This is a genomic window from Haloferax marisrubri, from assembly GCF_001469875.2.
In the GTDB taxonomy this organism is placed as follows: Archaea; Halobacteriota; Halobacteria; order Halobacteriales; family Haloferacaceae; genus Haloferax; species Haloferax marisrubri.
Genome location: NZ_LOPW02000018.1, coordinates 320,360 through 325,799, shown reverse-complemented (window position 1 = coordinate 325,799; position 5,440 = coordinate 320,360). Strand labels below are relative to the sequence as shown.

The 5,440-nt window shown below is 55.1% G+C and carries 6 protein-coding genes and 1 pseudogene; 1 reads left to right on the top strand and 6 read right to left on the bottom strand.

Going from position 1 to position 5,440, the window contains the following annotated elements:
* The 6 genes and pseudogenes from AUR65_RS20355 to AUR65_RS19610 all read right to left on the bottom strand — a co-directional run.
* A pseudogene (locus AUR65_RS20355) lies at positions 1-190 on the bottom strand (DUF955 domain-containing protein); the annotation flags it as partial.
* A gap of 74 nt (positions 191-264) precedes the next feature.
* Complete coding sequence (locus AUR65_RS16470; protein ID WP_058567905.1) at positions 265-603, bottom strand: hypothetical protein; 339 nt, start codon at positions 601-603, stop codon at positions 265-267.
* A 98-nt stretch (positions 604-701) separates the two neighbouring features.
* On the bottom strand, positions 702-1,097 hold the full coding sequence (locus AUR65_RS16465) for a DUF7567 family protein (protein ID WP_058567904.1): 396 nt from the start codon (positions 1,095-1,097) through the stop codon (positions 702-704).
* A gap of 155 nt (positions 1,098-1,252) precedes the next feature.
* Positions 1,253-1,513 carry a hypothetical protein gene (locus tag AUR65_RS16460; RefSeq protein WP_058567903.1) on the bottom strand — a complete coding sequence of 87 codons (261 nt, stop codon included), beginning with the start codon at positions 1,511-1,513 and terminating at the stop codon, positions 1,253-1,255.
* A gap of 16 nt (positions 1,514-1,529) precedes the next feature.
* A complete protein-coding gene (locus tag AUR65_RS16455; protein ID WP_058567902.1) occupies positions 1,530-2,021 on the bottom strand; it encodes a hypothetical protein in 492 nt (163 codons plus the stop codon).
* Positions 2,022-2,169: 148 nt separating this feature from the next.
* Positions 2,170-3,762 (bottom strand): hypothetical protein, encoded by a 1,593-nt coding sequence (locus tag AUR65_RS19610; RefSeq protein ID WP_146047438.1) that lies wholly within the window; start codon positions 3,760-3,762, stop codon positions 2,170-2,172.
* A gap of 1,189 nt (positions 3,763-4,951) precedes the next feature.
* Here AUR65_RS19610 and AUR65_RS16445 point away from each other — a divergent pair.
* On the top strand, positions 4,952-5,236 hold the full coding sequence (locus tag AUR65_RS16445; protein WP_058567900.1) for a PadR family transcriptional regulator: 285 nt from the start codon (positions 4,952-4,954) through the stop codon (positions 5,234-5,236).
* Positions 5,237-5,440 lie beyond the last annotated feature (204 nt).

The following is a 5,440-nucleotide window of genomic DNA, read 5'->3' as shown; positions in this document are numbered from 1 at the left end:
GTGTGTTGCGGTGGGAGTAGTCGTGGAACCGGCTCTGGACATCCAGCCACGCTTGGAACTGCTTGCTCGCCCGAGCGTCGTCGACGTCGGCAGCGAGGTCTGCAAGCCATTGTTCGATTGTGCGGTGCATCTCATCGTGTCGCGTGTCGGTCTCGTCGAACGACACCGACGGAGAGCTCGTTGTTGCCATTGGTTTCAGTTCTGATGCGTCCCTCCAGGACGCGCCGCACCCCTCTGGGGCGCACAAAAAACAGGCGGGGCGACCTACTGGTCGGTGTCCTCGCACTCGAGGCTACGAAGGTACTGTCGACACTCACCGAACAGGCCGCTTGCAGTCGCCTCGCCGGTCGTGAGGTGGCGGACCCACTCAATCGCCCAGCAGTACACGGGATCGGACTCACCTGTGCCGTGGATGTACCACCAACGAGCGGCTTTGAGCACGATGAGTGGGTTTGTCGGCGGTTGTTCGCTCAGGAGGGACCACGTAATCGACTCAATTTCATCGGGAATGTCGGCTCGGGTGAACTCCGAACGATGCACGAGGTCGAGGTCGACCGGAATCTCGTCGATCGAGACGTCTGACTCTGTTTGTTGGTGACTCATGGAAATCACGTTACACGGACTGTGTCTTCAGCCCGCACCCATCACGGGCGCAAAAAATCTCGATGTCGCGCTAGTACCGACGGGTCTCCCGATCGACGCTATGCGAGGTGCGACACCGCCTCCGGTTCGGAGTCGTCAGCGAACTCGTTGCGCTTGACTGGCGTCCAGTCTTCGGTCGTGGTTGGTGCCCACCAATCGACGTGGTAGTCACCCGGAGCACCGAGAATCTTAACTTGTGCTTCGTCGTCGGGAAGCGGCCGACGAAGTTTCTCGTCGACGTGGAGATTCCACGTCGTCGTCGCGTCGAATGTGATGATGACCGCCTCATCGTACCCCCGCGACTCAGGCGACTCACGGCACGTCACGCTGGTATTGCACTCAGTGCAGAACACCCCCTCGAAGGGAATGTGCGTGAACGCTTCCGTGCCACACACCGGACACCACAGAAATTCGAACAGCGCCTCGTCGTGACGGAACACGCGCTCGAGACTCATCGATCATTCACCACCGTTGCAGGAGTCACGAGCGGCTGGTGTGGGAAGTGAGACAACTCGACTGCCAGCGTTGGAATTTGCATCTGTTACTGCGCCTCCGCCCCTTTGGGCGGCGCAAAAACAACACCAAGCGCACCACCGTCCTACTCGGTCGCTCAGTCTGTGTCTGCTGCTAACTCCGCGAGGACATCATCGTGTGAGGTCGTTTGAACGCGCTCGACAAACGCACGGGCAGCGGTGGCAGTTGCAAACACCGACGCATCATAGCCGACGGAGCCACCGAACACAGTCCACTCGTCGGTCACCACACCACCGGATAGCGGCGTGTACTCGACACGATAGGTGTCAGCCACGTCGTCGATGACGATTCGAACAGCGATACCACGATCAGGAAGTGTCTCTCTCAAGAGTACCATTGGCCACAGCGTCGACTCAGTAATGGACATCAGCGGGAACGATCCACAGATGGTCGTTCGACCCGACGAGTTGCTCAAGTCGCTCGCGATGCCGAATCCCGTCAGCGAACTCGTCGTAGAGGTACACCGCCGGCCCACGGTACGTCCCGAGATTGTGGCACGCATGTCTGACGAGGTCCTCATCGCGCATGATCGCCGCGGCGTCAAGCTCGTCAACACCCTCCCGAACACGCTCGAGATTTCGTTCGAACTCACGTGTCGTCGTCTGCCACCCACGCTCGAGGAGTTCCTGGCCGTCCTCCGAGCCAACGGGCTCTGCAACCGGGAGGTCACCCCACCGGGCGCTGCCGGCGACCGTTGTTGAGTCGTCGTCGAACGTCACATAGTAGTCAAACACCGCCTCGGCGTGCGGGGCAGCACCCACCAGTTGGTCAAATACGTCAGCGGCCCGCGAGAGGGCGTCGTCTGTTGTCGATGCAGTCACGAGTGCGTAGATTATCTGGTGCATTCGTCGTTACCTCGCCAACTCAGGAGTCGAAGTCTGTCCGACCCTTGCGCCGGCGCCCATCGCCGGCGCACACAAACACAACCCACTACGACACACCAGAAGTTATCAAATACAAAAGGAGTTGAAGGAGACTGGGTGTGGCCGGGAACTAGGCACCGGCCAGTATTTGCTGGCTGAAGTCATCGTACTCGCCGCTTCTATCCTCCCATACACCTTCGACTAGAGAGTCGTCTGCTACAACCGCGTACTGTGGATTTTCTGTTTTACCATAGATGATGTGGTTGGTATCTTCATCCATAACCATCTTCTCTAATACTTTCGACTGATTATATAGCGTCTCGAATTTTATATCATTCTGGTTGAAGTTTCTGAGTTTCTCTGTGAAGTCAACAACGTATTCGGTTGTTGGAGCAACTGTATCGGAAGCTCCTGGTACGGGATTGTTTTCTGCGTGGAGTGAGTTAGACATTCCTCCAAATGCGCTTACCGCGCTCCTCTTTTTATCTTCGAATCCTAATGGGGAGGTGTCTTCGTCTTTTTCCCAGCCGAATCTTAGTGGGTGCCAGTATTCTTGGAACCCGTCATTTGCTGGGTCTAGGTATCCTGAATCCTCGATTAATGGGTGTAGTTGTTGGTCATCTGCGGTAGCAGTAACTGGGGAGGCTACTGTTTCCATGAATCTGAGTTCTTCTGAACCATCCGCGTTTTTACCGTACATAAGGCCTGTCCCGTGACCTAAGGTTTCAACGTCCCAGGCATGGACTTCGAGGCCTTGGTTGGTATTTTGCTCTATAGCTCTCTCGAGGGTGGGAGCATAAAGTGCATCTTCTGTAGATACTGGTCCTTTGTCAGTTCTAATTATTTGCCAGTTGAACAAGTAAGGATGTACCCAGTCGAGGGCCTCTCCTACGGTTTCTGCATTCCGGAATTCATCTAACTGGAATGAGCCTCCGTCTCTACGGCCACTAGCATTTGGATATTTGCTAATGCCCTGTTCTCCGCTCTTAATGGCCTCTATTTCTGGATTTCCTGTATCTGTCCCGATACTATCTACGAAGTTCTTTACCTCTGTAGGTTGGGCTTCTGCTAAGCTGGTGTAGTCGTTGTCGTGTCTCCATTCGTAGGCTACGAGATCAATTCCGAATTTGTTGAAGCCTAGTTGTTCGTGGCTGCTGTAAGTATCAAATACTACGTCTGAGGTAACGAATCCGCCGCGCTCTTCGATATAATTGTCCTGGATAGAGTTTTGGCTGATTTCTTCTCTCATTTTCTCGTTTCTCGCAGGAATTACATCGACTTTGTAATTGCCTGGTGTTGGCTTTACAGCTGGTGCTGTATCCTGGGCCTGGTTACTTCCTGAAGAAGCTGTTGCGGTGAATTCCTGTTCCCCAGGCGTCATTTGTCCTGGTTGCACAGTAACTGTATTATCATTCCACTGGTCAGAATCAGGGCCTATCTGTACTTTCTCGTTGGATACATTGACTGATTCCACGTTGCCTGAAGTTTCTACCTGGAACTGGGCCTGGAAATCCGCGATATTATGATTTCTCCATATTGGCGGCAGCTTGTCTGGCTGCGAAGAAGTCGATATACTGATTGAGATATCTGCACTATTAGAAGGGGTTGTTTCCGTGGTGTTGTTGGGGTTCGGTATGTCTCCGTTGTTTTCGGTGCTGGTGTTACAGCCGGCGAGTGCGGTGAGGAGTCCGGTGGTTCCGAGGAGGAGGTGTCGTCGTTTCAAAGAGAGATGGCACCTGGTTATTGTGTCTACGTAGTCGTGTCACTACTTTATAGCTTGAGGGAGCTCGTCCCATCTGAGATTGGGTGTGTAGTCAGATGCCTACCCGTTCTCCGGCAACGATCTGATAGAAGAGGTGGTACTTGATGAACTCTGTATCTGCGTCACACGATTTCTGTTAATTCTACGGAACTCAACAGAGCCCCCTGATTCATTCTCGTACCAATATCAGGAATCTGGATCAGGTCCGTACTGTGGTGTTCGACACACGGAACACTGCCAGACAGGCTCACCAGCCCACACTGTGGACGGACCTTCGTCGCGTGAGTCGAACCGATGCGGTGTCTGCTCCCCACACGACTGACAGCGGAGCAGTTGCCGTGTTGGTGAGGCTGACGACGACTGTGATGGCGAGGCGTCGACAGACGCTCGTCGAAGCGCAATCGCTGGGACAACCCACGTTCTCGGGTCCGAAAGTAACTGCTCACGACGGGAGTCCTCAGTAATCTGTGTCCCCGCAGCGTCGTACCACCGAGAGATAGAACCCTCCGTCGAAGGAGAAGCGGACCACAACGAGACTGACCGTGCTTTCGCCACGAATCCATCCTCCCGTGAGCCAGTCGCTGGAACGACATCCGGGAAGTGACCCCACCGCGCTCGAAGTGGCGCCGAGATCGGCTGTTCGAGCGCCGCAATGAGTGTACACTCGTCGATAGGGGATGAGTGGGACTTCTGCAGTAATCGCGCTGCTGCAGTCCCTTTTGCGAGTGCACCTCGCGAGGACTGTGACGTGACGAGCAGGCAGATGATTCCGTGGAGTGTTTGCTCGTAGGGTTCAGAGGCGCTGTCAGAGACTGAGACGTCCTGTTGGAGGCAGAACCGACACTGGCTCTGAGTCGATGAGATAGCTCGCTCGCAGGACTGACAGATGTTCGTGTCCGACTCGTCGCCGGCTGGGTGGTCGCGCTCCCGGATCACATCGCCGTGCTCGGCGTGGTCGGTCTCCAGTTGTGCGTCTGGGATCTGCGTCGCTTCGCCATACGGTTGAAATTCCGCGGTCCGATCACGGTAGGGCGGCATACCGCGTCGTGGCCGTACGTTCCCATATAAACGTTCGTCCAGCGAGGCCACTCTGAAACCCGACTGGAGGCCAACAAACGTATATGTATTCAAACTGACTGTGGGCAGCAAAATGTACGATTTGACCGGGTTCCAACGTGACCTGCTGTACGTCACCGCCGGCTTGGACGAGCCACACGGCCTCGCAATCAAAGACCAACTCGAGGACTACTACGAAACCGAGATCCACCACGGCCGGCTGTACTCCAACCTCGACACACTCGTCGAGAAGGGACTGCTCGACAAGGGCGAAAAGGACCGCCGAACGAACGTCTACGCGATCACCGCTCGCGGTCGCCAGGAAATCGAAGCCCGCGACGACTGGGAACAACAGTATACGAGCGAACTCACCGAGTAAGAACTAGCAAGGCGATCACAAAGATACGCTATGTATCTTGTTGCGAGCTATGCTTTGCATCGAATTCTGTTACCGCTCGCTTGATTACTACTGGTCGACGGCTGACGCGACCTGAAGCAACCCGCATTAATCCTTGAGGATAGTACTCATCACCATACCCAAAGGTTCGATTGACAGCAGCTCTCGGAACAGCAACCTCATCGA